We start from the raw sequence: 1,256 nt of genomic DNA on the forward strand, positions 1-1,256 counted from the left end.
AAATTGACAACTCAGCTTACTAGAAGTAATTGCCATCTTTACCTCGGCGATTTTACTCAGCGCAAGAATGTCTTTGCTGATTACATTGCTTGCGGTTATCGCTGTTATTTACCAAAGATTTGTAGGTAGTCTATTTGACTATAACAATCTAAATACTATTGGTAATAGCGCTCTCTTAGCTTTCTTATTTTTTGTGGTTCACGGAATTGGCCAAATTGCAGTGCAGCGCTTTAAATTACTTGAAGCACTCACCTTTCACCAGTCAATTGAACTTTATCAACTCCAAAATATTAACCGTTATATCTTAGAACAAATTGAAGAAGGCTATTTAGTTTTAGATGAGAATTACGACATCGTTGTCAGTAATCCTGCGGCCTGTTCACTCTTGGGTATTCCCCCTCAATTTGCCAATGAAAAATATCCTTTAGCAAAGTGGCATGCCGATTTATTTGAAATTTTAAAGTTTGGCGACTTAAAAGAAGGTGACCGATTCATTTTTGAGTCTCGGCTATCGGCGTACTCCATCAACATTAAAGTGCAACACCTTTTGGTCCCACAACAGACGTTAACCCTGCTCATTTTACAAGATGCCCAACAAATTAATCAGCAAGCTCAGCAGCTTAAGCTTGCTGCGCTAGGGCAACTCTCAGCAAGTATTGCACATGAGATCCGCAATCCTCTCGCTGCAATCGTACAAGCAAATGAGTTACTGAAAGATAGCGATCCAGAACAACAAAATACTTTGCGTCATATGATTGGCAAACAAACCAAACGCATTGATAGTATTGTTCAAGATACTTTAGGGCTTGCTCGTAGCGAAAGAACACATCCTATCCAGATCGATGTAAGACACTTCATAGATACATTGCTCGAAGAAGATTTATTTGATGTTAAACATTCAATTCAACTTAAAATTTCGGATAGTTCTTTAAAATTTTTATTTGATGAAAAACAATTAAGACAAGTCATGATCAATCTGGTGAGAAATGCTTTACGGCATAATGCCACCGACTCGCCGTACATTACGATCAACATTCATTCACAGACAAATAAAATTTATATTGATGTGATCGATTACGGTGAAGGTGTTTCAAAACGTGATATATCTCAATTATTTAAACCATTTTTTAGTACCGAAATTAATGGAACTGGTTTAGGATTATATTTGTCTCATAGTTTTTGTGAGGCGAACCATGCAAAGCTCACCTATGTAGAGCAAAAACAAGGGGCATGCTTCAGAATAGAATGCCCAATAA

General features: G+C 37.2%; 1 pseudogene. It reads left to right on the forward strand.

The window, feature by feature from the left end:
• Positions 1-7: 7 nt before the first annotated feature.
• Positions 8-1,256, forward strand: a pseudogene (locus VXQ92_RS18855) (sensor histidine kinase); the annotation flags it as partial.

This window comes from Acinetobacter sp. 228 (genome assembly GCF_048147885.1).